At 65.3% G+C, this 26,975-nt stretch carries 24 protein-coding genes and 1 pseudogene; 9 read left to right on the plus strand and 16 right to left on the minus strand.

What is annotated here, in order from left to right:
• Together A3K89_RS25800 and A3K89_RS15330 are read right to left on the minus strand one after the other, a co-directional pair.
• Nucleotides 1–237, minus strand: a pseudogene (locus tag A3K89_RS25800) (hypothetical protein); the annotation flags it as partial.
• A 44-nt stretch (nucleotides 238–281) separates the two neighbouring features.
• Entirely contained in the window at nucleotides 282–800 is a 519-nt protein-coding gene (locus A3K89_RS15330) for an Lrp/AsnC family transcriptional regulator (protein WP_068427508.1), read from the minus strand.
• Nucleotides 801–909: 109 nt separating this feature from the next.
• Here A3K89_RS15330 and hppD point away from each other — a divergent pair, with 109 nt between their 5' ends.
• Entirely contained in the window at nucleotides 910–2,106 is a 1,197-nt protein-coding gene (hppD, locus tag A3K89_RS15335; RefSeq protein ID WP_068427509.1) for a 4-hydroxyphenylpyruvate dioxygenase, read from the plus strand.
• A 74-nt stretch (nucleotides 2,107–2,180) separates the two neighbouring features.
• Here the strand turns inward: hppD and A3K89_RS15340 are convergent, their stop codons facing one another.
• From A3K89_RS15340 to A3K89_RS15350, 3 genes are all read right to left on the minus strand, one after another.
• A complete protein-coding gene (locus A3K89_RS15340; protein WP_068427605.1) occupies nucleotides 2,181–3,026 on the minus strand; it encodes a 3-hydroxybutyryl-CoA dehydrogenase in 846 nt (281 codons plus the stop codon).
• A gap of 2 nt (nucleotides 3,027–3,028) precedes the next feature.
• Nucleotides 3,029–4,186, minus strand: coding sequence for an acyl-CoA dehydrogenase (locus A3K89_RS15345; RefSeq protein WP_068427511.1), 1,158 nt, complete (start codon nucleotides 4,184–4,186; stop codon nucleotides 3,029–3,031).
• A 202-nt stretch (nucleotides 4,187–4,388) separates the two neighbouring features.
• Entirely contained in the window at nucleotides 4,389–5,042 is a 654-nt protein-coding gene (locus tag A3K89_RS15350; protein ID WP_068427513.1) for a TetR family transcriptional regulator, read from the minus strand.
• A gap of 89 nt (nucleotides 5,043–5,131) precedes the next feature.
• Here A3K89_RS15350 and xylB point away from each other — a divergent pair, with 89 nt between their 5' ends.
• On the plus strand, nucleotides 5,132–6,511 hold the full coding sequence (xylB, locus tag A3K89_RS15355; protein ID WP_068427515.1) for a xylulokinase: 1,380 nt from the start codon (nucleotides 5,132–5,134) through the stop codon (nucleotides 6,509–6,511).
• A gap of 65 nt (nucleotides 6,512–6,576) precedes the next feature.
• Here the strand turns inward: xylB and A3K89_RS15360 are convergent, their stop codons facing one another.
• From A3K89_RS15360 to A3K89_RS15385, 6 genes are read right to left on the minus strand one after another with little or no spacing between them, the layout of a single operon-like run.
• A complete protein-coding gene (locus tag A3K89_RS15360) occupies nucleotides 6,577–7,308 on the minus strand; it encodes a sulfite exporter TauE/SafE family protein (RefSeq protein ID WP_084423826.1) in 732 nt (243 codons plus the stop codon).
• Entirely contained in the window at nucleotides 7,305–8,297 is a 993-nt protein-coding gene (locus A3K89_RS15365) for an ABC transporter ATP-binding protein (RefSeq protein WP_068427517.1), read from the minus strand. Before A3K89_RS15365 ends, A3K89_RS15360 begins: the two co-directional genes overlap by 4 nt.
• Nucleotides 8,290–9,315: an ABC transporter ATP-binding protein gene (locus A3K89_RS15370; protein ID WP_068427518.1), complete on the minus strand. Its 1,026-nt coding sequence runs from the start codon at nucleotides 9,313–9,315 to the stop codon at nucleotides 8,290–8,292. The genes A3K89_RS15365 and A3K89_RS15370 overlap by 8 nt, the downstream gene beginning before the upstream one ends.
• Entirely contained in the window at nucleotides 9,312–10,295 is a 984-nt protein-coding gene (locus A3K89_RS15375) for an ABC transporter permease (RefSeq protein ID WP_068427520.1), read from the minus strand. Before A3K89_RS15375 ends, A3K89_RS15370 begins: the two co-directional genes overlap by 4 nt.
• A 9-nt stretch (nucleotides 10,296–10,304) precedes the next feature.
• Nucleotides 10,305–11,234: an ABC transporter permease gene (locus A3K89_RS15380; RefSeq protein ID WP_068427525.1), complete on the minus strand. Its 930-nt coding sequence runs from the start codon at nucleotides 11,232–11,234 to the stop codon at nucleotides 10,305–10,307.
• 8 nt (nucleotides 11,235–11,242) lie between these two features.
• Nucleotides 11,243–12,823: an ABC transporter substrate-binding protein gene (locus tag A3K89_RS15385; RefSeq protein ID WP_068427526.1), complete on the minus strand. Its 1,581-nt coding sequence runs from the start codon at nucleotides 12,821–12,823 to the stop codon at nucleotides 11,243–11,245.
• A 331-nt stretch (nucleotides 12,824–13,154) separates the two neighbouring features.
• Between A3K89_RS15385 and A3K89_RS15390 the strand changes: the two genes are divergently transcribed.
• Nucleotides 13,155–14,150 (plus strand): 2-hydroxyacid dehydrogenase, encoded by a 996-nt coding sequence (locus A3K89_RS15390; protein ID WP_174551435.1) that lies wholly within the window; start codon nucleotides 13,155–13,157, stop codon nucleotides 14,148–14,150.
• A complete protein-coding gene (locus tag A3K89_RS15395) occupies nucleotides 14,147–14,542 on the plus strand; it encodes a universal stress protein (RefSeq protein ID WP_068427528.1) in 396 nt (131 codons plus the stop codon). Before A3K89_RS15390 ends, A3K89_RS15395 begins: the two co-directional genes overlap by 4 nt.
• Before the next feature lie 105 nt (nucleotides 14,543–14,647).
• Here A3K89_RS15395 and A3K89_RS25805 read toward each other — a convergent pair whose 3' ends face one another.
• Complete coding sequence (locus tag A3K89_RS25805; RefSeq protein WP_157105356.1) at nucleotides 14,648–14,785, minus strand: hypothetical protein; 138 nt, start codon at nucleotides 14,783–14,785, stop codon at nucleotides 14,648–14,650.
• 118 nt (nucleotides 14,786–14,903) lie between these two features.
• On the opposite strand from A3K89_RS25805, the gene A3K89_RS15400 reads away from it, so the two are divergent.
• Nucleotides 14,904–16,598, plus strand: a complete 1,695-nt coding sequence (locus tag A3K89_RS15400; RefSeq protein WP_084423827.1) for a DUF222 domain-containing protein — start codon at nucleotides 14,904–14,906, stop codon at nucleotides 16,596–16,598.
• Nucleotides 16,599–16,817: 219 nt separating this feature from the next.
• Here the strand turns inward: A3K89_RS15400 and A3K89_RS15405 are convergent, their stop codons facing one another.
• The 4 genes from A3K89_RS15405 to A3K89_RS15420 form a co-directional block, all read right to left on the minus strand.
• Nucleotides 16,818–17,711: a LysR substrate-binding domain-containing protein gene (locus A3K89_RS15405; protein WP_068427612.1), complete on the minus strand. Its 894-nt coding sequence runs from the start codon at nucleotides 17,709–17,711 to the stop codon at nucleotides 16,818–16,820.
• An 83-nt stretch (nucleotides 17,712–17,794) separates the two neighbouring features.
• On the minus strand, nucleotides 17,795–19,066 hold the full coding sequence (locus A3K89_RS15410; protein ID WP_157105357.1) for a glucarate dehydratase family protein: 1,272 nt from the start codon (nucleotides 19,064–19,066) through the stop codon (nucleotides 17,795–17,797).
• The gene (locus tag A3K89_RS15415; protein WP_068427531.1) at nucleotides 19,063–19,989 is read right to left on the minus strand and encodes a 5-dehydro-4-deoxyglucarate dehydratase; all 927 of its coding nucleotides are present in this window, start codon (nucleotides 19,987–19,989) and stop codon (nucleotides 19,063–19,065) included. Before A3K89_RS15415 ends, A3K89_RS15410 begins: the two co-directional genes overlap by 4 nt.
• Nucleotides 19,990–20,046: 57 nt before the next feature.
• Nucleotides 20,047–21,645, minus strand: coding sequence for an aldehyde dehydrogenase (NADP(+)) (locus A3K89_RS15420; RefSeq protein ID WP_068427533.1), 1,599 nt, complete (start codon nucleotides 21,643–21,645; stop codon nucleotides 20,047–20,049).
• A 374-nt stretch (nucleotides 21,646–22,019) separates the two neighbouring features.
• Here A3K89_RS15420 and A3K89_RS15425 point away from each other — a divergent pair, with 374 nt between their 5' ends.
• From A3K89_RS15425 to A3K89_RS15440, 4 genes are all read left to right on the plus strand, one after another.
• Nucleotides 22,020–23,351 (plus strand): MFS transporter, encoded by a 1,332-nt coding sequence (locus A3K89_RS15425; RefSeq protein WP_068427617.1) that lies wholly within the window; start codon nucleotides 22,020–22,022, stop codon nucleotides 23,349–23,351.
• A complete protein-coding gene (locus A3K89_RS15430) occupies nucleotides 23,348–24,694 on the plus strand; it encodes an enolase C-terminal domain-like protein (RefSeq protein ID WP_068427534.1) in 1,347 nt (448 codons plus the stop codon). The genes A3K89_RS15425 and A3K89_RS15430 overlap by 4 nt, the downstream gene beginning before the upstream one ends.
• Before the next feature lie 10 nt (nucleotides 24,695–24,704).
• A complete protein-coding gene (locus A3K89_RS15435; protein ID WP_068427535.1) occupies nucleotides 24,705–25,667 on the plus strand; it encodes a 2-hydroxyacid dehydrogenase in 963 nt (320 codons plus the stop codon).
• 150 nt (nucleotides 25,668–25,817) lie between these two features.
• Nucleotides 25,818–26,966: an L-talarate/galactarate dehydratase gene (locus A3K89_RS15440; RefSeq protein WP_174551437.1), complete on the plus strand. Its 1,149-nt coding sequence runs from the start codon at nucleotides 25,818–25,820 to the stop codon at nucleotides 26,964–26,966.
• The last annotated feature ends 9 nt before the right edge of the window (nucleotides 26,967–26,975 follow it).

The following is a 26,975-nucleotide window of genomic DNA, read 5'->3' on the forward strand; positions in this document are numbered from 1 at the left end:
CCGATCGGGGTTGTAACCACGCCGACCCGCTTGCGAAGTCGCGGTCCGCCGGCCCGGCCGGCGGCGATGGAACACCGAGGTGTCCATCGCCGCGACCGCGTCGATCACCAGCCACGCCACATGATCGTCATCGAGCCAGTCCCGGATATCGGGTGGAATCAAAAACCCCTGATCGAGACCGGAAGGTCGATAGTCACGCGCCACCCCGCCATCATCCCAAACCAGGCCCACCACCACTCGAGCGAAACACCCTCAATTAAGCAACAGGCTCTCTGGGCCAACTAGCCACGCACGGGTGGGTGCGCACTGCGGTACGCGGGCGACTTCGCCCCCTTGCCGGTATCGAGAGTCCGCAGCAGCGGCATCGAGCGGTAGGGAATCAGAATCGACAGAACCACCACGCTCGTCGATCGCACGACGACGCCGGAACGATTGAGTTCCAGTAGTACGTGCTGCAAGCCCATGTGCGACGCGGCCGCGATCCGGCACAGCACATCCCCGGCTCCCGTCGTCGCGAACGCTTCGAGAACGCCTGGGATGGACGACAGTTCGTCGGTCACGCTGTCCAGTGCGCCCTGCGCGATCTCCAGGGTGACGAACGCCTGGACCCCGAAACCTGCCGCTTCGACGTCGAGTCGAGGTTCGTAGCCGGCGACGACGCCGCAGTCTTCGAGCTTCTTCATCCGTGCCTGCACAGTGGCGCGTGCGATCTTCAAGCTCCGAGACAGTTCGAGCGCTCCGGCCCTCGGACGTTCGTGAACGGCCTCGAGCACCGCGAAGTCCAGCGCATCCAGCTCCATGTGAGCAAAGTGTAGAGAAAGAGTGCGTGGTCGTGTGCAGGATTCGGCAATCGGCCTAGCTGTTGCTCGTCCGATTGACTACCTGGTCGCGATCCTCTGTGGTAGCAGCATGAGCATCGATCAGCTACTCACCGACGACGAACGACTCGCTTCTCTCGACGCCCGTGCGCTGCGCCAACTCGTCGGACTGGTGGAGTACGACGCCTCGGCCGATCCGTTTCCGGTGAACGGCTGGGACGCGCTGGTGTGGGTCGTCGGGAACGCGACGCAGACAGCGCACTTCTTCCGATCCGCATTCGGCATGGAACTGGTGGCCTATTCGGGGCCGACGACCGGCCACCGTGATCGGCACAGTTACGTTCTGACCAGTGGCGCAGTGCGATTCGTGATCGAGGGGGCGGTCGACCCGTCGAGCGAACTCGTCGAGCACCATCGGCGACACGGTGACGGCATCGTCGACGTCGCGTTGGCGGTACCCGACGTCGACAAGTGCATCCAGCATGCGCGACGGCAGGGCGCGACCGTGCTCGTCGAGCCGTACGACGTCTCCGACGAGCACGGGGTCGTACGGCTCGCATCGATCGGCACGTACGGGGACACGCGGCACACCCTCGTCGACCGGTCGCGGTACACGGGCCCTTACCTACCGGGGTACACGGCGCGTGCTTCGGCGGGACATCGACACGGCCGCACAGTATTCCAAGCGCTCGACCATGTCGTCGGCAACGTCGAGCTCGGCAACATGAATCGATGGGTCGACTTCTACCACCGCGTCATGGGGTTCACCGACATGGCCGAGTTCGTCGGCGAGGACATCGCCACCGACTACTCGGCGTTGATGAGCAAGGTAGTGGCCAGCGGAGACCACCGAGTGAAGTTTCCGCTCAACGAGCCGGCCGTCGGGAAGAAGCGTTCGCAGATCGACGAGTATCTGGACTTCTATCGCGGACCGGGTGTGCAGCACATCGCCCTTGCGACGCAGGACATTCTGCGATCCGTGGACGTGCTGGTCGAGGAGGGCATCGAGTTCCTGGCGACACCGGAGTCCTACTACCAGGATCCGGAGTTGCGTGCGCGCATCGGCGACGTCCGTGTGCCGGTGGAGGAACTTCAGAAGCGCGGCATCCTCGTGGACCGTGACGAGGACGGCTATCTGCTGCAGATATTCACCAAGCCGCTCGTCGACAGGCCGACGGTGTTCTTCGAGCTGATCGAACGCCACGGCTCGCTCGGCTTCGGCATCGGGAACTTCAAGGCACTGTTCGAGGCGATCGAGCGCGAACAGGCGGCGCGGGGGAATTTCTGAGTGCGCCTTCGGCGCCCGTGCGCGGATAGTCGGCCTATGGACCGACTTTCCGCGCACGGGTGGCGCAGCCGCACTCAGTAGGTGTAGAAACCTTTGCCCGTCTTGCGGCCGAGTTGTCCGGCGTCGACCATGCGCTGCAGCAGAGGCGGCGGCGCGTAGTGCGGCTCACGGAATTCGGCGTACAGGGATTCGGCGACGGCCAAGGTGACATCCAGTCCGACGGTGTCGGTCAGACGCAACGGACCCATCGGGTGCGCGCAACCGTTGACCATGCCGTCGTCGATGTCCTCGGCGCTCGCGAAGCCGGACTCGAGCATGCGAATCGCCGACACGATGTAGGGGATGAGAAGGGCGTTGACGATGAAGCCCGCGCGATCACCGGAGCGAATGGTCTTCTTGCCCAACGTGTTCGCTGCGTAGTCGGTGACCGCAGCAACGGTGTCTTCCTCGGTGACGAGGCTGACGACGATCTCCACGAGCGGCAGCACCGGCACCGGGTTGAAGAAGTGGACACCGACGACCTTGCCGGGCCGCTTCGTCGCGTTCGCCATCTTGATGACCGGGATCGACGACGTGTTGGTCGCCAGAATGCCTTCCGGCTTCACGATCGCGTCGAGCTTGCCGAACAGCTCCAGCTTGAGCGATTCGATCTCGGGTGCGGCCTCGACGACGAGATCGCGGTCCGCGAAATCGTCGATATCGAGCGTGAGAGTGATTGCCGTACGGGCTTTCTCGGCAGCGTCGGCCTCGATGCGACCGGACTTGACGGCGCGCGCGAACGACTTGTCGAGCCGAGCCTCGGCCGCGTCGGCTGCTTCCTGGGTGGTCTCGAGCACGATGACCGAGGATCCCGAGCGGGCTGCGACCTCGGCGATACCTGCGCCCATCGTGCCACCGCCGATGACGCCTACGAGTTCGATGCTCATTTCAGCAGCGCCCGCGACATGACGACACGCTGAATCTGGTTGGTGCCCTCGTAGATCTGCGTGATCTTGGCGTCGCGCATCATGCGCTCGACCGGGAAGTCGGTCGTGTAGCCGGCACCACCGAACAGCTGGACGGCGTCGGTGGTGACCTCCATGGCGACGTCGGACGCGAAGCACTTCGATGCGGCGGAGATGAAACCGAGGTTCTTCTCACCGCGCTCGGCGCGCGCAGCGGAGGTGTAGACCATGAGGCGCGCGGCTTCCACCTTCATCGCCATGTCGGCGAGCATGAACTGCACCGCCTGGAAGTTGCTGATGGACTGCCCGAACTGCTTGCGGTCCTTCGTGTATTCGATCGCGGCGTCGAGTGCACCCTGCGCGAGGCCGACGGCCTGAGCGCCGATGGTGGGACGCGTGTGGTCGAGCGTCTGCAGCGCCGTCTTGAAGCCGGTGCCGGGTTCGCCGATGATGCGATCGCCGGGGATCTTGCAGTTCTCGAAGTAGAGTTCGGCCGTCGGCGAGCCCTTGATGCCGAGCTTCTTCTCCTTGGGGCCGACGACGAATCCTTCGTCGTCCTTGTGCACCACGAACGAGGAGATGCCGTTGGCGCCCTTGTCGGGATCGGTGACGGCCATGACCGTGTACCAGTCGGACTTGCCGCCGTTGGTGATCCAACACTTCGAGCCGTTGAGGACCCAGTCGTCACCGTCGGCCGCGGCGCGGGTACGCATGCTCGCAGCGTCGGAACCGGCCTCACGCTCGGACAGTGCGTACGACGCCATCGCACCACCGGCGAGCGACGGAAGGACCTGCTTCTTCAGCTCGTCGGAGCCGTTGAGGATGAGGCCCATCGTGCCGAGCTTGTTGACGGCGGGGATCAACGACGACGATCCGCAGACGCGTGCGACCTCTTCGATGACGATGCACGTCGCGACGGAATCTGCACCCTGGCCGTCGTACTCCTCGGGGACGTGAATGGCGTTGAAGCCCGAGTTGTTGAGAGCGGTCAGCGCCTCTTCGGGGAAGCGCGAGTTCTCGTCGACGTCCTTCGCGTACGGCGCGATCTCCTTCTCGGCGAGCGCACGAATGGCTGCGCGCAACTCGTCGTGCTCCTCGGGAAGCTTGAAGAGATCGAAGTCCGGGTTTCCGGCCATGAGCGGCTGTCTCCTTGGTATCGATCGTCGGCACTGAGTGCCACGGATGGTTCCAGAGTACGGCGGTCGGCGTCGCGAATCAAGGGCCGGTTGGCACTCGGTGCCAGGTGGTCGCGTGCGAATCCGCATCGATGGGCCGCGGCAGTCGATAGACGGCTCGAGAGCGCCATCGATGCGGTCGGAATGCGGGCGAAACGCCCGGTCAGCGCCCCAGCTGCTCCGAAATCGCGTCGACGACGGCATCTCGCGACGCCCCGCGCGGGAACACGGCGACGACGACCTCGTCCGACGACGGCTGAAAGCTGGCCCTGACCTTTGACAACGCGGCCTGCAGGTCCGCAGGCGCGGTCGCGACGCCGTCGCGGATCATGCGTCGCAGCACGAAGTTGTGGGTAGCGGTGACCGTCGCACAGAACTGGATCGTCTCGAGGTGCGAGTGGTCGGGGACGGCCCCACGCAGATAGTCGACGAAGAGGCGCTCGTAGCGGAATACTGTCACGATCTCCCTGTCACGCAGTGCCGGATTGACGTGCACCACCTGGTAGCGAAGTGTCGCGTACTCCTTCCACCCGGAGAACCGATCGAACACGAGCTGGGCGGCGTCGCAGACCGCGACCCAGGGATCGTCGTGGTCACGGTCGAGGAACTCCGCGGCCTGGGTCAGCAGGATTTCGTGATCGGCGAAGATGACGTCGTCCTTGCCACGGAACTGCCGAAAGAACGTCCGACGCGAAATGCCGGCGGCCTCGGCGATGTCGTCGACCGACGTCGCGTCGTATCCGTTGGCGGAAAACAGGTCGAGGGCAGCTTTCGCCACGGCAAGGCGAAAGGCGTCGGAATCCTCGGTGTCTCGCATAGCTGACGAACGTAGCGGAATCCCTCGGCGCCCTGCTACTGGCGGTAGGGTCACCGGTAAGCAGTGCCACGTGGGAAGGAAAGAAGATCTTGGCTCTCGTCGCAGGTATCGATTCGTCCACCCAATCGTGCAAAGTGTTTGTCCGTGATGCCGATTCGGGAGAGCTGGTGCGCAGCGGGCGGGCCAAGCATCCCGACGGCACCGAGATCGACCCGGCGGCGTGGAAGGACGCGCTCGACACCGCAGTCGCCGACGCGGGCGGTCTCGACGACGTCGACGCGGTGGCCGTCGGCGCGCAGCAGCACGGAATGGTCTGTCTCGACGACGGGGGCGATGTCGTGCGGCCGGCCTTGCTCTGGAACGACATCAGGTCGGCGGCTTCGGCGCGCGACCTCGTCGACGAGGTGGGCGCGCAACAGTGGGCCGATGCCGTCGGCGTCGTCCCGCTCGCGTCGATCACCGTCAGCAAGCTGCGGTGGCTCGCGGACAACGAGCCCACGAACGCGGATCGTACTGCGGCCGTGTGCCTTCCGCACGACTGGTTGAGTTGGCACCTCGGTGGCGCAGGCAGCCTCGACACCCTGGCCACCGATCGCGGTGACGCCAGCGGCACGGGATACTTCTCCGCGGCCACGAACACGTACCGCGAAGACTTGCTGGAACTCGGTATGCGAGGCCGTAAGCCGCGGTTGCCGCGGGTCGCGGGACCGTCGGAACGCATCGGGGAGACGGCGAGCGGCGCGATCATCGGGCCCGGCACCGGCGACAATGCCGCTGCCGCACTCGGACTCGCGGCAGGTGTCGGTGACGTCGTCGTATCGATCGGTACGTCGGGTGTCGTCTCCGCGGTCACCGACGTCGGGGCGGCCGACCCGTCGGGCATCATCGCCGGATTCGCCGACGCCACCGGCAGGCAGCTGCCGCTGGTCTGCACGCTCAACGCCGCCCGGGTGCTCGACGCGACGGCGTCGCTTCTCGGCGTCGATCACGACGAATTGTCTTCGCTGGCATTGTCCACCGCGAGCGATGGCCTGGTGCTGGTGCCGTACTTCGAAGGGGAGCGGACGCCGAACCGGCCGGATGCGTCCGGTTCGATTCACGGTCTGCGACTGAACAATTCGACACCGGGGCATCTGGCGCGTGCCGCGGTCGAAGGGCTGCTGTGCGGGCTGGCCGACGGTATCGACGCGCTACGCGCGGCCGGGATCGAGACGCGACGGGTGCTGCTCATCGGCGGCGGCGCGAAGTCCGCGGCAGTTCGTGAGCTGGCGCCTGCGATCTTCGGTGTACCCGTCGTCGTGCCGGAGCCGGGCGAATACGTCGCCGACGGTGCTGCACGACAGGCGGCCTGGACACTCGCCGGCACCGCGGAACCACCGCAGTGGGCGTCGGCGCGCGCTCGGACGTACGAGGCGGATCCGACGCCTACGATTCGGGAGCGATACGCCGAGGCCGCCTCCCGCCCGTGAGCGCGAATGCACAGCCGGCAGGAGCGTAGCCTGCGGAGCGACCCGAAGGCGCTGTACATTCGCACTCACGAGAGGAGCTGCTGGCCGATCAGAACGACGGCACCGACGGTCGAGACCGCGATGGCCGTCAGCCTCAACCGGCGGCGGTCCATGACGCGATTCACGAAGCGCGACAACACGTAACCGAGAATCGCCGCCGGCGTCAGCAGCAGAAACAACCACGCGGTGTGCAGCGTGACCGCACCGGCGGCGGCGAGCGCGACCAGCGACAGGACCGAACCGACCAGAAAGAAGGCGCTCATCGTCGAGCGCAACTTCGCTCCGGTGTTCCGCTGCCACACCAGCGCCATCGGTGGGCCGCCGATCGACGTCGCCGTCGCGAGCAGTCCGGATGCCGCGCCTGCGACCACGAGATTTCGTCTGCGCGGCAATGGAATCCATCCCAGAGACGTCAAGCCGATACCGAGCAGAACGACGAACGCGAGCATCAAGGCCAGTCCGCGCTCGGGTAGCGCGACCAGGAGCAGAGCGCCGGCGATGGTGCCCGGCACCCGACCCGCGAGTGCCCAGCTCGCTCCGGACAGGTCGAGCGCCGTCCCGTCGCGAATGAGCACCATCGTGCTGACGACGATCGCCAACATGATCAGCGTGCCGGGCACCAGACCCGGGTCGACGATCGCGACGATCGGTGCCGCCAACATGCCCATCCCGAAACCGATCGACGCCTGCATCGCCGATGCGAAGAAGATCGAGGCGGCGACGACTGCGAACCCGACCGTGGTCAGACCCCCTATCACCCGGCGGCCACGAGGCCGAGGTCGTCGTCGACGAGCGGGTAGTGGCATTCGGCCATGTGGTCGGATTCGTTGCGGTCCAACGCAACCGGCGGCGCATCCGAGCTGCACTTGTCGGTCGCCTTCCAGCAGCGCGTCCGAAAACGGCAGCCCGACGGCGGGTTCAGCGGCGACGGCACCTCGCCCTTCAACAGGATGCGCTCGCCGCGCGCCTCCGCGTCGAGCTTGGGTGCTGCCGACATCAACGCTGCCGAGTACGGGTGGCTCGGGCGGTCGAAGACGGCCTCGGTCGCACCGGACTCGACGATCCGACCGAGGTACATGACGGCCACACGATCGGCGACGTGGCGCACCACGGACAGGTCGTGCGAGATGAACACGTACGAGATCCCGAGCTGCTTCTGCAGGTCGTTCAGCAGATTGAGGACCTGCGCCTGCACGGAGAGATCCAACGCGGACACCGGCTCGTCGCAGATGATCACGTCGGGGTTCAATGCCAACGCACGCGCGATTCCGAGACGCTGACGCTGGCCGCCGGAGAACTCCTGCGGGAATCGGTACTCGTCGCTGGGGCGAAGCCCCACGAGGTGCAGAAGTTCGCGCACCCGAGCGGAGCGGTCGCGGCGAGTCTTGTACAGCCCCTTGTGTGTTCGCCACGGTTCACTGATGATGTCGGCTGCGTTCATGCGGGCGTTCAGTGACCCGTACGGGTCCTGGAACACCATCTGTACGCGTCGGCGAAAGCCCAGCAGTTCCTTGCCGCGCAGACCGAACGGGTCGACGCCGTCGAAGTTCACCGTTCCGCCATCCGGGCGTTCCAGCATCATCAGCGTTCGTGCGAGAGTGGATTTACCACAACCGGATTCGCCGACGAGGCCGAGTGTTTCACCGCGGCGCAGGTCGAGGTCGATCGAATCGAGTGCGCGGAGGTTGCCGCCGCCCACCTTGAAGGTCTTGTTCAATCCGCGGACCGTCAACAACTGATCAGACATGGGACACCTCGTTCGAGAAGTGGCAGGCAGAGAAACGACCGTCGCCGACGGCTTCCAGCGTGGGTCGCTGCGCGCGACAGATGTCCCGTGCGAGAGGACATCTGGCTTGGTAGACACACCCGTCGGGGATGGAATGCAGATCGGGCGGAGTGCCGCCGATGGATTTCAGATCCTCACCGCGCGCCGCGTGCACGGGTACCGAGTCGAGCAGACCCTTGGTGTACGGATGGCGTGGGTTCGCGAAAACCTCCGACACGAGCCCGGTTTCGACGACGTTGCCGGCATACATGATCGCGACGCGGTCGGCCTCCTCCGCGACGAGCGCGAGGTCGTGCGTGATGAGGATGACCGCCATGTCGTGTTCGGTGCGCAGTTCGCGCAGCAGCGTCATGATCTGAGCCTGCACGGTCACGTCGAGCGCGGTGGTCGGTTCGTCGGCGAGCAGCACCGACGGGCTGAGCGCGACGGCCATCGCGATGAGCAAGCGCTGACGCATACCTCCGGAGAACTGGTGAGGATACGAATCGGCGCGGGACTCCGGCTGCGGGATGCCGACGCGTCGCATCAGCGAAATGGCCTCCTCGCGTGCAGCTTTCGCCGACATACCGCGGTGAATCCGGAATGGCTCGGCCAACTGGGTGCCGACGGTGTACACGGGGTTCAGTGCCGTCAGCGCGTCCTGGAAGACGATCGCCAATTCGGTGGCCGCGATGTGGCGTCGAACCTTGGTCTTGGCGGTCACCAGATCGACCCAGCCCTTCGTGTCACTGCCGAGTTCCACGGAACCATCGGTGATATCGGCGATCGGTTCGAGCAGTCCGACGACGGCTTGCGCGGTCATGGACTTACCGCAGCCGGACTCGCCGAGGAGAGCGAGGGTTTCGCCGCGCCGCGCGCTGAACGTGACGTGATCGACGGCTCGGATCACCCCCGACGGCGTGCGTAGGTCGACCGTCAGATCGCGGACGTCCATGGCGACCCGGTCGGTGTCGGGGCGGACGACGGCAGGTGCACTCATGAGACGACCTTTCGGACGGGAACGAGGCGGGACTTGGCGGAACGGGGGACGGTCAGGCGCCACCGCTGCGCCGGGTCGGTCGCGATGCGTGCCCAGGCGGCGAGCACGGTGGCCGACACGGTGGTGATGACGATGGCGAGGCCGGGGAAGAACGACAGCCACCATGCGGTCTGCAGATAGGTGCGGCCCTGCGCGACCATGAGACCCCAACTGACGTCGGGCGGCTGTATACCGATGCCCAGGAAGCTGAGCGACGATTCGGCCAGCATGACGAAGCAGAAATCAAGCGTGGCGACGGTCAGCAACGTGGGGAGCAGGATGGGCGCGACGTGACGTCGGATCACCGCGCCGCTCGACGCGCCGAACGTGCGGGCGGCGTCGACGAACAGCCGACTCTGCAGTTCCGCGGACTCCGCACGCGCAGTGCGGAGGTAGATCGGAATACGCGTGATCGCAAGGATCAGAACGATGTTCGCGGCGCTGGGCGAGAAGACGTACAACACGACGACGGCCATGAGCAACGACGGAAAGCTCATGATGACGTCGGCGACGCGCATCGCCGTGGTCTCGCGCCATCCCCGGTGGTAGCCGGCCCACATTCCGATGATCGAGCCTACGATCGCCGACAGGATGACTGCGGGGATCGCCACCGACAGCGTGGTCTGGCACGCGACGATCAATCGTGCGAGCATGCTGCGTCCGAGAGGATCGGTCCCGAGGACGTTCATCCACCCGGTATCGAGGGTGAACGGCGGGAGGTTCGACCGACTCAGATCCTGGTCGGTGGCTGCGTCGCCGACGAGCATCGGCCCGAAGATCGCCGTCAGGAACACCAGGACGAGAATCCCGGCGGCGACGGTGGCGACTCGGTCACGCAGCAGCAGCCGCCACAGCGGAGCGGAGCTCGTACGGGAAGTAGGCTTTCCGGCCGGAACCTCCTCGGGCTCCGACGTTTTCGGTGCGTCGAAATCGAGTGACATGGTGGCCTCCTAGACCTTCGCCTTGTCGCGAACACGGGCGTCGAGCAGTGCGTAGCAGGCGTCGATGACGATGTTGAGAAGGAAGATGCTGACGGCCGTCAGCAGAACGGCCGCTTGGAGAACCGCGAAGTCGCGCTGCAGGATCGCGTCGATCATGAGCTTGCCGATGCCGGGCCACCCGAAGATCGCTTCGACGACGACGGCTCCGTTGACGAGACCGACCATCAGGTCGCCCGCGACGGTCAGTGCCGGGGCTGCGGCGTTGCGCAGTGCGTGGTGCGTGACGACGCGAACATCGCTTGCGCCTTTGCTTCTCGCGAGTCGAACGTAGGGCGCGGACAACGCAGCGACCATCGCTCCGCGGACGACCTGGGTGAGGACGCCGAGCGGACGGATCAGCAGCGTGGCGATCGGGAGGATCCAGGACAGCATTCCCGCACCGGTGCCCGACGTCGGCAGCACCCCGAACGTGACGGCGAACAGCCACACACCCATGATCGCGAACCAGAAGTCCGGGATGCTGGCCGCGGTCATGGACAGCAGGCTCGAGACGCGGTCGGCGAGCGAGTTGGGGCGGTAGGCGGCCCAGCATCCGATGACGATCGCGCCGAGAACGGCGAGGAACATCGTCATGAACGCGAGCTGCAGCGTCGCGGGGAATGCGCGCAACGCCATCGTCGACGCGGCCTCACCGGTGCGCAGGGAGTCGCCGAAATCGAGATGCACGACGCCCTGGAGGTAGTCCCAGAGTTGCGTCAGCAGAGGCTGATCGAGCCCGTTCGACGCCCGGAACGCCTCGCGCTGAGCCTGAGTCGCGGATTCGGGGAGGTAGAGGCTCGTCGGGTCACCGGTGAGTCGCGCCAGTAGGAACACGCCCAACAGGACGACGATCAGCGGCACGAGGCTGGTGTAGATCCGGCGACGGAGGAATCTGAACATGTTCGGCCTCAGTCCGTTTCGGTGGAGTCGACGCGCGTCATCGCTGCGAGATGCATCTCGTCGACGGTTGCGGAGTTGGGTGTGTAGTCGACCGAGTCCGCCTTGGCGAGAACACCTTCCATATGGGCGATGAACGCCATCTGCATGATGTCCGCGGGCTCGTCGGCGAAGAGCTGTTCGTACGCTTCCTGACGCGCATCTCCGGTGAGGGCCGCGGCCTCGTCGACGCGCTCGTCGAATTCCGCTGTGCCACCGGCGCTCTGGAAGCCGTCGCTCTTCAGGTACTGATCGGCGGTGAACGCCGCGTCGCCTGCCTGATTGCCGTGCTGGATGACGAGTAGATACGGCCCGACGTTCGGGAACGGACGTTCCTGGTACTCGGCGGTGCCGGCGGAGTCCGTCATCTCGATGGAGACGTTCATGCCGATCTTCGACAGTGCATGCTGGACGACTTCGAGTGTCTCGTTGACCTTGGGGAACTGCCCGGTCCGTCCGATCAGCCGGATGGGGGCGTCGACGGGAACGCCGTCGGCGCGGGCTTCGTCGATGAGTTGCTGTGCCTTCTCGGGGTCGTACGGCCACGGGGTCAACTCGTCGTTGTATCCGATGACGCCGTCCGAGATCAGCTGCGCTGCAGGCTTTCCGAGGCCCTGGAACAACGCGTCGACGATGCCGTCGCGGTTGACCGCGTAATTGATCGCCTGACGCACGCGCATGTCGTCGAGAGGGGGCTCTTCGAGCTGGATGCGAACAGCCGTCGTCTCGTTGTTGGGGTACGAGACTCCGAGGTCGCCTGCGCCGTCCTCCGGTCCGAGTGACGTCGCGATCTCGGCCTCGCCGTTGGAGACCATCGAGGCGCGGACGCTGCCCTCGCTACGCCACTGGTAGGTAGCGCGAGCGTAGTCCGGCTTGTCGCCCCAGTACGTCTCGTTGCGGACCAGCGACAGGCGCTGTCCGTACTCCCAGTTGTCGATGGCGTACGGGCCCGTACCGATCGGCTCGCGGACGCGTTCGGTCATGCTGTACGTCCGCGGCACCATCTCGATGAACGACAGTTTGAGCGGGAGAATGGGGTCGGCAGCAGGCGCGGCGACGCTGATCGTCAGCGGATCGACGATGCGGACGTCGAGGTCGGCGTCGCCGAAGACGTAGCCTTCGACGTTGCATCCGAGGTCCGAGTTGACGGCTCTCTCGATCGAGTGTGCCGCGTCCTCCGCCTCGAACGGGCTACCGTCGCTGAACGTCACTCCGGGGTGCAGCGCGAACGTCCACTCGCGGTCCGAGACCTGGGTCCAGGAGTCGGCGAGCTTCGGTTCGAGTGTGCCTTCGCTCGGGTTCCGCTCCATCAACGGTTCGGTGATGTTGGACCGAGTGACCACCCCGATGGAGGTCATGGACACGTCGCAGGCTTCCAGCGTCGGAGGTTCTTCCTGCAGGACGATCCGTAAAGTATCCGCGCTCGCGGCCGTGCCGGCGCCGGAGTTCGCGACCGTGCATCCGGTGGCGATCATCGAAAACGTAAGTGCGCCAGCGATGGTGATCGCGGTGCGCGTGGTCCGTCCCTGCTGCACTTCGAGTGCAGGGCTCATGGGGGCCTCCAAAGGGGAGAATGTGACGGGCTGTCGCCGCGTGTGACGGTAGCCACACGTTATGAGGGGGGTGTAGAGCCGTCAACCGGCGCTGGCGCCGTATGCAGGGAGTTTCGTGGGTCACATCGGTGCTGCGTAAGCCGCCCAGCTCACAGCGCAGGGCATCTGACCTGGTAGAACGAGGTGTGGTTAGGTCACCCATGCTTGCGGCCCAGGCTCTATCATGCCGTTTGAGTATCAATCCATGTTATTTACGTGTTGGACAGGTATCCGACGGGCGACATAACGTACCAGAAAACGCGCACGTCCCCGGCCCGGCGAGGAGTTTCGAATGACGACAGTCGAGAAGGCGAAAGACGCTGTTGTGCAGAGTGATTCGCGCAGCAGCGGGAGGGTGCTCCGAGTCGGGCCTCTGAAGCCGTCACTCATGGACACACTTACCGGTGACTACGACGCCCTCGTGCTGCCCGAGCCTTCCGAGCGTGCGGCTTTCTTCTCTCAGCACGGTGAGTCGATCACTGCGGCGGTCACTTCGGGGCGCACGGGCGTCGACGCGGAGTTGATGTCGCATCTGCCCAACCTCGGCGCGATCGTGCACTTCGGCGTCGGGTACGACACCACCGACGTCGACGCAGCCGCGCAGCGCGGCATCGGCGTCAGCAACACTCCCGACGTGCTGAACGATTGCGTCGCAGATCTCGCCGTCGGGTTGGTGATCGACGCATTGCGGCAGGTGTCGTTCTCCGACCGCTACGTCCGCGCAGGCCGCTGGATCTCCGACGGCAACACACCTCTGACGCGTCAGGTCACCGGTAAGAGAGTGGGCATCATCGGACTCGGCCGGATCGGTACTGCCATCGCAGATCGCCTCGTCGGTTTCCGTTGTGCCATCAGCTATCACAACCGGAACGAGGTCGACGGTTCGCCGCACACGTACTTCTCGACGCCGGCAGCTCTCGCGGGCGCTGTCGACGTTCTGATCGTCGCAGCGTCGGGCGGAAAGGGAACGCGGCATCTCGTCGACGCCGACGTCCTCGATGCCCTGGGTCCGCAGGGTTACCTGATCAACATCGCGCGGGGAAGCGTCGTCGACGAGGACGCTCTTGTCGAACGTCTCACCGACGGCCGACTCGCGGGGGCGGGGCTGGACGTGTTCGCGAACGAGCCCGCTGTCCCTGAGGCCTTGCTGACGTTGGACAACGTCGTACTGCTGCCGCACGTCGGTAGCGGAACAGTGGAAACCCGAGCCGCCATGGAGGCGTTGACATTGCAGAATCTCGATCAGTTCCTGGCCGACGGCACGCTGACGACGCCGGTGACGCGATGACCGTCGTCGTCGGCTATTCGCCGACAGCAGAAGGCAAGGGCGCGTTACCGTTCGCGTTCGCCGAGGCGGTGCAGCGTGGAACAGATCTGGTCATCGTGGCCGAGGAGGACAGCGCTGCCGACGCCGCGTTCGGTGCCGCCGTCGAATCCGCTCGCGACGAAGCGGGCGGGCTGGGCGTCGCGGTGAAGATCCACGACAACGAGCCGGGACGATCGCACGCAGACAACCTGATCGACCTGTCGTACGTCGAAGGGACGCAACTTCTCGTCATCGGGATCCGTCGTCGCTCACCCGTCGGAAAGTTGTTGATGGGCAGCATCTCTCAGCGTGTCATCCTCGAAGCGCAATGTCCGGTGACGGCCGTCAAGCCGCCGGTGGGGTTGCCGCGCTGACAGGAGACGCATTCTGCTCGGACTGACCAGGTCTCGGGTCCATCCACGACTGAGCCCCCGCCTCGATACGAGGTCGGGGGCTCGGTGCGTCTCAGCGGACGGACGTCACCACCAGCCGAGGTTCGAGCCGTTGGTGAAGATGGCGATGGCGTCGTTGATGAGGGAGAACAGGATGCCGAGCATGTGAGGGGTGTTCCTTTCGTAGTGCTGTCGTGGTGCCGCAACTCCCCGTAGCGAGGTCATGTCGCCCCGGGTGTCAACTCTATGTCGTCCTGTAGACCCATTTCGTTAGCGGGCCTCAACTGAGCCGGTCTTCGAACATTTGTTCGACAAAGTGCGAAAGTTGGGCTAGAGTGGGTTCATGCTTTCGGGGGAGAGTGTTGCCGGCCTTGCCGACGACGTGGGGGTTGCAAGCGCGCGGGCAGTGCTGCCGATTTCCGACGCCTCCCTCCTGGCTGCTGTGGAATCCATGGAAAGTGCGTGGGATTCGGTCGCCGATGTGGATACGAGCATGCTCGACGACGCCGACCGCCGTGCCCTTCTGGTGCGGATGGAGAAGCTCTCTCGGGCGATGTACGGCACCTCGCACACCTGGCTGACCGAACTGATCGAGAACGACGGTCTGGCAGTGCTTCCGGACAGGACGAATGCGTCGCGGTTGGCGAGTTTGCTGCTCGTCGACCCGAGTGTCGCAGGCAAGCGCATCAAGATCGCGGCCAAGATCGCCGACGGTCGTGCGCTGACGGGAGAGAAGCTGGAGCCGCAGTACCCGACGACTGCCGAGGCTCACCGCGACGGGCACATCGACGCTGCCCACGTCACCGTCATCGACGAGTTCTTCAAAGATCTGCCGGGAGCAGTGGATCACGATTCGAAGGTTCAGTCCGAGATCCTGTTGTCCGATCTGGCGAAACAGGTTACGCCCGAACAACTTCGAGTGGCCGCAGCCCGGCTGCACGCGCTTCTGGATCCGGACGGATCGCTGAAAGACGAGAAGGATTCGATAGCGAAGTGCTTCTTCCGGCTCGGGCGGCAAGGCAAGGACGGACTCAGCAAGGGTAGCTTCGTCATCGACGCAGAGTTCCGTGCATACCTCGAACCGATCCTGGCCAAGTACGCGAAGGCGGGGAACTGCAACCCGGACGAGCCGAAGCCAGTCGCAGAGGACGACCCGAGCGACACGTCGAACGACGAACCGACGTTGTTCGACCGTGATGAGGACTCCGACAGCCCCGGTGGCGAGTCCGGCCCCAAAGACTCCGCTAGCCCTGGTTGCGACTCCGGTTCCGCGGACTCCGACAGCCCCGGTGGTGAGTCCGGTTCCCCGGACTCCGACAGCCCCAGTAGCGACTCCGGTTCCGCGGATCACTCTGCCTCTACCCGCGACTCGGTGAACTCCGAGGACGAGAAGCGCCGAGCCGGACGGGATATGCGCAACCAGGGCCAGCGAAACCACGATGCGATGAAGGCGGTACTGCGTCAGATGCTGGCGTCGGGGAATCTGGGCCAGCACCGAGGCCTCCCGGTGACGGCAGTGATCACGATGACGGCGAAGGACCTGGAAACCGCGTCGGGGCATGCTGTCACGGGCACCGGTTCGCTGGTGACCGTCCGCGATGCGATACGGATGGCGTCGCACGCCCACCAGTACCTGGCGATTTTCGACGACGACGGACAGGCCCTCTACCTCGGCCGCTCGAAGCGCCTCGCGTCGGCAGACCAGCGGATCGTTCTGATGGCCCGAGACCGGGGATGCACGTTCCCGATGTGCACCCGTCCTGCGACCTGGTGCCAAGTCCACCACCTGAACGAGTGGGCCACCGGAGGCGAGACCGACATCGACTCCCTCACCTTCGGTTGCGACCTGCACCATCCGCTCGTCGGCGACGGTCCGAACGACTGGGCCACGACGACGACAGGCCCCGATCATCCCCAGCCGGGCCGAACTCAGTGGCACCCACCCGAATCCGTCGACCCGGATCGCCGCGGCATGGTGAATCACTACCACCATCCGCAGGAGTATCTGTACTCCGAGCCGGAGGACCCGGAGCCGTAGCTTCGGTGCGCGTTGTCCTGCGCGAAACGATTCCACGAGCGGTGCAGAGCGAAATCTGCACCGCTCACAGTCATGCCTGAACGCAGATACCGCCAGCCGGGCCCGAGTCAGCCCGAGCCAGTCCAACCCGCCAGCCGTGCCCGTCCAACCCGCCAGCCGGGCCAGTGTCAGTCCCACCCGCCAGCCGGGCCCGAGTCAGTCCCACCCCAGCCCACCCCGTCAGCTCCACTCCCGTGCAGGCAGGACGTCCGACATAAATCTGTGCAACGCTGGGTTCTCGTTGTCCGGCCGCCAGGCGGCGTGTAGTTCGACCGGTCGTTTGGGCGTCGTGTCGATAGGCCGGAACACGACGCCTTCCGGCTGCATGGTCCTCGACGAGGAGGGAACCAGGGCCATTCCGATTCCCGAGCGCACCAGTACCAGCATCGTGTGCACCTGCGTCACGTATTGCACGTACCGCGGCGTGACGCCGACGACGGTGAACGTGCTGATCAGCAACTCGTGAAAGTACCGGGCATCGACGGGCGAGTACATGACGATCGGCTGGTCGTCGAATTCCTCGATCGTCAGCTTGTCGTGCTGCGCGAGCGGATGCGATTCCGGCAGGGCGGCGACGAACGACTCGTGCAGCACCGGTCGGGACGAGATGCCCGGCCTGTTCAACGGAGGCCTGGCAAGACCGAGGTCGATGTCGCCGATCGCCAGCGACTCCATCTGTACCGCCGAGACCATCTCGCGCAGAACCACTTTGACGTCGGGAAGCTGCTCTCTCGCTTTCTCGAGCAGCTGCGGCAAGACCGCATGCGCGGAGGCGCCCGTGAATCCGACTGTGACGGTACCGAGATCGCCGGTGGGGACGCGTCGCACGGTCAGTACTGCGCCTTCGGCCAGGTGCACGATCCGGCGGGCGTCGGGAAGGAACGCGACGCCTGCCGCCGTCAGCGTCACGGAACGGCTGGTGCGGTCGATGAGCTGGACGCCGACCTCGTTCTCGAGCTGCTGTATCTGCCGACTGAGCGGCGGCTGGGTCATGTGCAGTCTCTCGGCGGCGCGGCCGAAGTGAAGTTCCTCGGCGACCGCGATGAAGCACGTGAGCCTGTTGAGCGAAAACAATTCATTCACTCCTGATATCGAAGAAAGCCGCTCGTGGTCAGGTCGGGTATCAACTTAACCTACGAGCGGCCTCCGCCGATCAGTTACCAGCGGGGACTGGTGTTCTCGAAACTCGGGTCGATGCTCTTCATGTACCCGGTGTCGTCGCGGTCCCGCAGACCGCAGTCGAGATACTGCCGATGCAACGCGGCGAGTGCGTCGTCGTCGATCTCGATGCCGAGTCCCGGCCCGGTGGGAACGGCGACGGCGCCGTCGACGATCCCGAGAACCCCGGGCTTGACGACGTCCTCGGTCTTCCACGGCCAGTGCGTGTCGCATGCGTACGTCAGATTCGGCGTCGCCGCCGCCAGATGCACCATCGCGGCGAGGCTGATCCCCAGGTGGCTGTTGGAGTGCATCGACAAGCCCATGTCGAAGTTGTCGCACACGCCCGCGAGCAGACGAGAACGCTGCAGACCGCCCCAGTAGTGATGGTCGGACAGTACGACCTGCACCGAATCTCGCAGTACAGCAGGCTTGAGCTGATCGAATGCGACGACACACATGTTGGTGGCGAGAGGCATTTTCGCCTCTCGTGCCACCTCGGCCATGCCGTCGAGCCCGGGCGTCGGGTCTTCCAGGTATTCGACGATGCCGTCGAGTTCGCCGGCCACCCTGATGGACGTGTCGACGGTCCATGCGGCATTCGGATCGAGCCGCAGCGGCAGTTCCGGGAAGGCTTCCCGCAATGCTTTGATTCCCGCGATCTCCTCGTCGGGCGGAAACACTCCACCCTTCACCTTGATCGCTCCGAAGCCGTACTCGCCGATCATCTTTCGGGCCTGCCGAACCAGCCCGCCGGGATCGAGCGCCTCACCCCACTCGTCGGGCTCGGCACCGGGATGTGCCGCCCACTTGTAGAACAGATAGGCGCTGAACGGAACCGCGTCTCTGACCCTGCCGCCCAACAGATCCGACACCGGACGCCCGAGGATCTTGCCCTGCACGTCGAGGCAGGCGACCTCGAACGGCGAGAAGACGCGATCCGTCGTGCTCGCGGTCGTGATCATCCCGGCGACGCCGTCGCCGCCGGTGACGATCGACGACGCCAGTTGGGTATCGATGGCAGATCGAATCTCGTTGAGCGCGAACACGTCCAGGCCGGTGATTGCCTCGGCTGCCGCCTCCATCCGCGCGACGTGCGCCGTGTCCGCGTACGTCTCGCCGAGACCGACGATGCCTGCGTCCGTGTCCAACTGGATGATCGCACGCAGGGCGTACGGCTGATGGACACCGACGGTGTTGAGCAGCGGCGGATCAGCGAAGGCAACGGGCGTGATGCGCGCGCCCGTGATCCTGATCGGCGCGGCCATCAGTGCACCGCGAGCTCGTGTCCGAGAACCGCGCGGCCGTTCGCGACGATCTCGGTGAGTTCGCTCAGGTGTGCACTGCTGATGTCGACGAGCGGCGGACGGACCGGGCCGGCCTCGATGCCTTCCATCGTGACGCCCGCCTTGATGAGCGAGACCGCATAGCCGGGAACCTGGTCGCGCAGACGCACGAGGGGGTGGAAGAACTCGCGCAGCAGCGTCGCAGTCAGCTTCTCGTTGCCGCTTTCGAGCGAGCGGTAGAAGGCGAGTGCCAGCTCCGGCGCGAACGCGAACGTGGCCGAGGAGTACAGCGTGACACCGATCGCGCGGTACGCCTGCTGCGAGACCTCTGCCGTCGGCAGGCCGTTGAAGAACTGGAACTGCTTGCCCGACGGTTCCAGCGCGTCGAGCACCGCGCGGACGATGCGGCCGACCTGATCGAGATCGCCTGTGCCGTCCTTGAATCCGACGACCGTCGGCAGCTGTGCCACCGCGACTGCCGACGATTCAGTGAAGCGTGCGTTGCTGCGGTTGTACACGATGAGCGGCAGATCGGTCGTGTCCGCGACAGCCTTGGTGTAGCCGACGAGACCGGCCTGAGGCATCGTCACGAGGTACGGCGGAAGGAGAAGGATGCCGTCCGCACCGTTCTCCTTCGCGCTGCGTGCGAACGCCTGGGCCTGCACGACGGATCCGCCCGCGCCGGCGTAGACCGGAACACGGCCGGCGACGACGTCGACCGCGGTGCGCACGATCTTGCCGAACTCTTCGAGTCCGAGCGCATGGAATTCTCCGGTACCGCACGCGATGAACACGCCACCGGGGCCGGCGTCGACGCCCTTGGCGACGTGGGCCGCCAGCAGGTCGTAATCGACCTCGCCGGCTGCGGTGAACGGGGTGACGGGGAAGAAGAGGACTCCGTCGAGCATGGTCTTGTCTCCTGTGATCGTGGGCAGTCGTATGGGCAGTCGTGTGTGGAGGGGGGATCAGTCTTGGGTGAGGGCGCCGTCGACGCGTCGCCAGATCCCGTCGGGGTTGCCGTCGGCAATTGCACTGGGAAGCAACGACTTCGGGACGTCCTGGTAGGCGACCGGACGCAGGAAGCGTTCGATGGCGAGAGAACCGACCGACGTGGTGCGCGAATCGGAGGTGGCGGGGAAGGGCCCGCCGTGAACCATCGCGTGACCGACCTCGACGCCGGTGGGCCAGCCGTCGAACAGGATCCGTCCGGCCTTCAGCTCGAGAGTCGACAGCAGCTTGCCTGCCTCCGCGTGATCCGCGTCGTCGCCGTGGATCGTGGCGGTGAGCTGACCCTCGAGGCGGACGGCCACGTCACGAACCTGCTGGGCGTCGCGGCAGCGCACGATCAAGCTGGAGGCGCCGAAGACTTCCTGCTGCTCGACTTCGGACGTGACGAACGTGTCTGCGTCGGTGGTGAACAGCGCTGCGCGGCAGGCGTTCGGCGCGTCGGTTTCGGTGCCGCGAGCCAGCTCCGTCGCGGACTTCCCGAGTTCTTCGACGCCGCTCGCGTACGAGGCAGCGATGTTGGGGGTCAGCATCGTCGTCGGAGCAGCCTCGGACACGGCAGCCCGAGCGGCCTCGACGAACGTGTCCAAACCGGGGCCGTCGACGGCGATGACGAGTCCGGGGTTCGTGCAGAACTGGCCCGACCCCATCGTGAGAGACCCGACGAACGCGCGTCCCAGGTCGGCGCCACGGGAGTCGAGCGCTGCACTCAGAACGAAGACGGGATTGATCGAGCTCATCTCGGCGTACACCGGAATCGGTTCACGACGGCCTGCGGCGGCAGCCACGAGAGCCGTTCCACCCGAACGTGATCCGGTGAATCCGACGGCCTTGACTCGCGGATCGGTCACGAGCGCGGTCCCGAGCGTGCGGCCCGATCCGTACAGCAGCGAGAAGGTGCCTGCGGGCATTCCGGTCGACGCGACGGCGTCGGAGACTGCACGACCGACGAGCTCGGAAGTTCCGGGGTGGGCGTCGTGAGCCTTGACGATGACAGGGCATCCGGCGGCGAGAGCCGACGCCGTGTCGCCGCCCGCGACCGAGAACGCGAGGGGGAAGTTGCTGGCACCGAAGACGACGACGGGGCCGAGCGGAACCTTCCGCTGACGAATGTCGGCGCGGGGGAGCGGGGTGCGGTCCGGGATGGCCGGGTCGATGCGCGCACCGTTCCAGCTGCCCTCACGCAGGACCGATGCGAAGAGCCGAAGCTGGCCCGTCGTCCGTGCGACTTCACCGGTGATACGGGCTTTGGGCAGTCCGGACTCGGCGACCGCGCGGTCGATCAGCGTCTCGCCCAGCGCGGCGATGTTGTCGGCGATGGTGTCGAGGAACTGTGCACGCGACTGCGACGACGTGGAGCGGTAGGCGTCGAACGCTGCTGCTGCCGCGGACGTCGCCTGCTCGACCTGGCCGAGGTCACCGTGCTTGTAGGAGGGTTCGAGATTCTCGCCGGTGCTCGGGTCGATCCCGTGGACTGCGGTGCCGGTGCCCTGCACGGACTCGCCGGCGATGATCGACGCGCCGACCAATTCGGTGGACTGCGTGAGCGATGCTGTCATGCGGACTCCTTTTCGTGTACATGGCCGAGCTGTGTAGATCGCCAAGCGTGTGTGAGGCAGCGGATCGGTCCGGCCGTGGCGCGTGACCTGCCTCATAGATGACGACGTTATGCCTGTGATCGATACGTGTCCAAGTCAAAAGATGGTGCTGTCGATGCTCGTCTGGTATCGATCCACGTCCCGCGCCCCGGGTTGTATCGATGCAGATCGTGAATCAGTTCATGCCTAGTTGGTCTTGGACATGAATCGTCGGCGGTGCTTAAGGTCATGTGAGCCGAGTCACCGGTCACACGGTGCTGCGCCCGCATCACACGTGGTCCTACAGGTCTGTGCGCGAACACAGACCGGACCCGATCTACAGAAAGGAGTGGCCGTTGTCGATCACTCTTCCGCCGACTCCTGCCGTGGACTCCGCAGTGGCGAAGATCTTCCGCCGCGTGGTTCCGCTGTTCATCATCATGTTGATCTGCAACCAGCTCAACAGGTCCAACATCGGCTACGCACGCGAGCATCTCGAGGCCGACGTCGGAATCAGCGCTGCCGCATACGGATTCGGTGCAGGCGTCTTCTTCATCGCCTACGCGCTCTTCGAACTGCCCAGCAACGTGATGATGGAGAAGTTCGGCGCCAAGATCTGGTTGACGCGCATCATGGTCAGCTGGGGAACCATCTCGTTCCTGATGGCCTTCGTCAACGGCCCGACGATGTTCTACATCCTCCGATTCCTCCTCGGAGCTGCCGAAGCGGGCTTCTTCCCGGCGATCATCTTCTACTTCGCGAAATGGCTGCCGAACACCCACCGCGGACGTGCGACCGCGTTGTTCGTCGCCGGCTCGTCGATCGCCGCGGCGATCTCGGGCCCGTTGTCCGGCCCGCTTCTGTCGCTCGACGGCCTGTTCGGCCACCGCGGTTGGCAGTACCTGTTCGGCATCGAAGGTCTGCTGTCCGTCGTCGTCGGAATCATCGCGTACTTCCTCATCGACTCCCACGTCAAGGACGCCACCTGGCTGACCGACGAGGAAAAGCGCGACCTGAACGCGACGATCGCCGCCGAGGAGGCCGCGAAGTCCGAGACCTCCGGTATGGGAGACGGTCGTTCACGCTGGAAGATGCTGCTCGACCCGAAGCTCATGCTCTTCATCTGGATCTACTTCGCGATCCAGCTGTCGATCTACGCCAACACGTTCTGGCTCCCGTCGATCATCAGGCGCATCGACGGAACGAACGACATCACCGTCGGACTGCTGTCGTCCCTGCCGTGGATCTGCGCAGTGTTCGCGATGTACTACATGTCCAAGATCGGTGACCGGACCGGCAACCGTCGCCCGCTGCTGATCGTCGCGCTGCTCACTGCGGCCGTCGGAACGCTGCTCGCCGCCGTCGCGACACCGTGGATCGCACTGATCTTCCTGTGCATCGCCGCGATGGGCTTCAAGAGCGCAAGCCCGTTGTTCTGGTCGATCCCGCAGTCGACACTGCACCCGATGGTGCTGGCCGCGGCCATCGCCGTCATCAACTCCGTCGGCAACCTCGGTGGATTCGTCGCACCGTTCAGCTTCGGCCTCATCCAGGACGCCACCGGGTCCGTGACCTGGGGCCTGTACGCCCTGGCGGCGTGCTCGGCGCTCGCAGCACTGTCGGTGCTGTTCATCAAGAAGTCCAGCAAGGATACTGTTCCGAACGCTACCGAGAAGGTTCGATCATGAACGCACGTACCACCACTCCCGTCGTCGCCGAGATGCGCGTCGTGCCGATCGCAGGACACGACGACATGCTGCTCAACCTCAGTGGCGCGCACGCGCCGTACTTCACGCGAAACCTGGTGATTCTCACCGATTCCGACGGCCGCGTCGGCGTCGGGGAAGTTCCCGGTGGCGAGCCGATCAGGCGATGCCTCGAAGACGCGCGATCCCTCGTCGAGGGTGCGTCGATCGGCACGTACAACGCGGTGCTCCGATCGATGCGCACGGCGTTCTCGGACAGAGATTCCGGTGGTCGTGGAGCGCAGACATTCGATCTACGCATCGCCGTGCACGCGGAGACCGCCGTCGAGTCGGCCTTGTTGGACCTGCTCGGCCAGCACCTGGGCGTCAGTGTCGCCGCCCTGCTCGGCGAGGGCCAGCAGCGTGAGAAGGTGCAGGCGCTCGGCTACCTGTTCTTCGTGGGCGACGCCGCCAAAACCGACCTCGCGTACCGCACCGCCGCGGACGAGGGCGCAGGCGCCGACGACTGGGAACGCATCCGGCACGAGGAAGCGCTGACTCCCGACGCCGTCGTGCGGCTGGCCGAAGCGGCACAAGAGCGGTACGGCTTCCAGGATTTCAAGCTCAAGGGCGGCGTATTGCCTGCCGCCGAGGAGGCCGCAGCCGTCACCGCACTCGCGCGGCGATTCCCCGACGCACGAATCACGTTGGACCCCAACGGGGGCTGGCTACTGAAGGAAGCGATCGAGACCTGCCGCGGACTGCGCGACGTACTCGCGTACGCCGAGGATCCCGTCGGGCCCGAAGGCGGCTTCTCCGGTCGCGAAGTCATGGCCGAGTTCAAGCGCGCGACCGGCCTCCCGACCGCGACCAACATGATCGCCACCGATTGGCGCGAGATGGGCCACACCATCCGATCGGGTGCCGTCGACATCCCGCTCGCCGACCCGCACTTCTGGACGATGAACGGTTCGGTGCGCGTCGCGCAACTGTGCGACGCATGGGGACTGACGTGGGGATCGCACTCCAACAACCACTTCGACGTGTCCCTCGCGATGTTCACGCATGTGGCCGCTGCCGCACCCGGCGACATCACGGCCATCGACACGCACTGGATCTGGCAGGACGGACAGCGCGTCACCAAGGATCCGTACCGCATCGAGGGCGGCTACCTGACGGTGCCCGACAAGCCGGGCCTCGGCGTCGAACTCGATTGGGACAGAGTCGACGCGGCACACGAGCTGTATCAGCGCGAAGGCCTCGGCGCTCGCGACGACTCGATCGGCATGCAGTACCTGATCGACGGGTGGGCATTCGACAGCAAGCGGCCCGCCCTCGTTCGGTGACGGTGGACCGATGAAGATCGTCGTCGGAGATCGAAACGTTCTGCCGCACAGGGAGCAGTTGTCGATGGGGCTCCCGGACGACGTCGAGGTCGTCTGGGTCGTCCCGTTCGACGAGGCCACCGCCATCGAAGAGCTCGGTGACGCGGACGTGTACGTGGGCGGTCGGTTCAGTGCGGCGATGGGCGCTGCGGCACCGCGCCTTCGCATGATTCATGTTGCCGGCGCGGGCACCGACAATGTCGACCGTTCCGGTCTCGGTCCGGATGTTCTCGTCTGCAACACCTTTCACCACGAGCAGTCGATCGCCGAGTACGTCGTCGCCGCGACCGTCATGATGCGTCGTGACTTCCTGGTACAGGATCGTGCATTGCGCGACGGGCGTTTCCGAACATCGGTCTACGATCCGTCGATTCCGCAGCCGATGTCGTTGAGCGGAGCCCGAATCGGATTCGTCGGATTCGGGCACATCGGTCAACGGACGTGGAGGCTGTTCGAGGCCTACGGCTGCGTCGGCGCCGCGGTCACCGGAAGCGGACGAGACACCGGCGCGTCGTTGGAATGGCATTCGGACACAAATGATCTCGTGAACTTGATGCAGTGGTCCGACGTCGTCGTCGTGTCCGCACCGTTGACCGACGACACGCGCGGCATGATCGGGGCTTCCGAGTTGGCGTCCCTGGGGGCCGACGGCGTATTGGTGAACGTCGGGCGCGGCCCGCTGGTGCAGGAGCAGGCGCTGTTCGACGCGTTGTCGGACAGGGTGATTGCGGCCGCTGCCATCGACGTCTGGTACCGGTACCCAGGGCCCGACGGTGTCGGAAAGCCGAGCGCACTGCCGTTCGAAGAGCTGCCGAACATCTTGATGACCCCGCACTCGTCCGGCGTCACCCATCACACCTTCGTCGGGCGGGTTGCGGACATCGCCGCGAACATCACCAGGCTTCACCAACGGGAGATGCAGTGCAGGTATTGAATGAATGCATGCACAAATAGTGTTGGACCGGAATCGATCTGGGTCATAGCGTGTGAGGCAGACCACGACCACCGTTCAAGGGAGTTCGCCGCAGTGTCCACATCTTTCACGACGAAGCCGACGAGCGGACTCACCGCTCCCGATGCCGCGATCAAGGCCCTCGCGGCAGGCGATGCGACGATCGACCGCATCGCCCACGTGAAGCTGTCGTCCATCACGCTGCCGCTCGAGAATGCGATCAGCGACGCCAAGGTGCTCACCGGCCGTCAGAAGCCCATGACCGAGGTAGCGTTCCTGTTCGCCGAGATCACGACCGAACAGGGACACGAGGGTATCGGTTTCAGTTATTCCAAGAGGGCAGGCGGCCCAGCCCAATTCGCCCATGCGCAGGAGATCGCTCCCGTTCTGATCGGTGAGGATCCCAGCGACATCGGCAAGATCTGGACCAAGCTGCAGTGGGCGGGTGCGTCCGTCGGCCGTAGTGGCGTTGCGACGCAGGCCATTGCGGCGATCGACATCGCATTGTGGGATCTGAAGGCCAAGCGTGCACAGTTGCCGCTGGCGAAGCTCATCGGTGCGACGCGCGACTCGGTGCAGACCTACAACACGTCCGGCGGGTTTCTGCACACGCCGATCGAAGAGGTGCTCGACAACGCCACCGCATCGTTGGCGGCGGGTATCGGTGGCATCAAACTCAAGGTCGGACAGCCCGATTGGCGTACGGACATCGCGCGTGTCACGGCGGTGCGCGAGCATCTCGGCGACGACGTCCCGCTGATGGTCGACGCCAACCAGCAGTGGGACCGCCCGACGGCAAACCGTATGTGCCGCATCCTCGAACAGTTCGACCTGGTCTGGATCGAGGAGCCCCTCGACGCGTACGACGCCGAGGGCCATGCGCAGCTCGCGCGGAACTTCGACACGTCCATCGCCACCGGTGAGATGCTCGCCAGCGTCGGCGAGCACGTCCGCCTCATCGAGGCAGGTTCCGTCGACATCATCCAGCCCGACGCCCCGCGCATCGGCGGCATCACGCAGTTCCTGAAACTGGCCGGCCTGGCCGAGCATCACAACCTGCAACTCGCGCCGCACTTCGCGATGGAAGTTCATCTGCACCTCGCGGCCGTGTACCCGCTGCAGACGTGGGTCGAGCACTTCGACTGGCTGGATCCACTGTTCGAGGAGCACCTCGAAACCCGTGACGGCAGAATGCATCTCTCGGAGAGGCCGGGTCTGGGCTTTACGCTGAGCGAGCAGGCCAAGGCGTGGACCGTCGGGACTGCGGAGTTCCGCCGCTGACGCCACTCA

It is taken from the genome of Rhodococcoides kyotonense (assembly GCF_001645385.1).
GTDB lineage: Bacteria > Actinomycetota > Actinomycetes > Mycobacteriales > Mycobacteriaceae > Rhodococcoides > Rhodococcoides kyotonensis_B.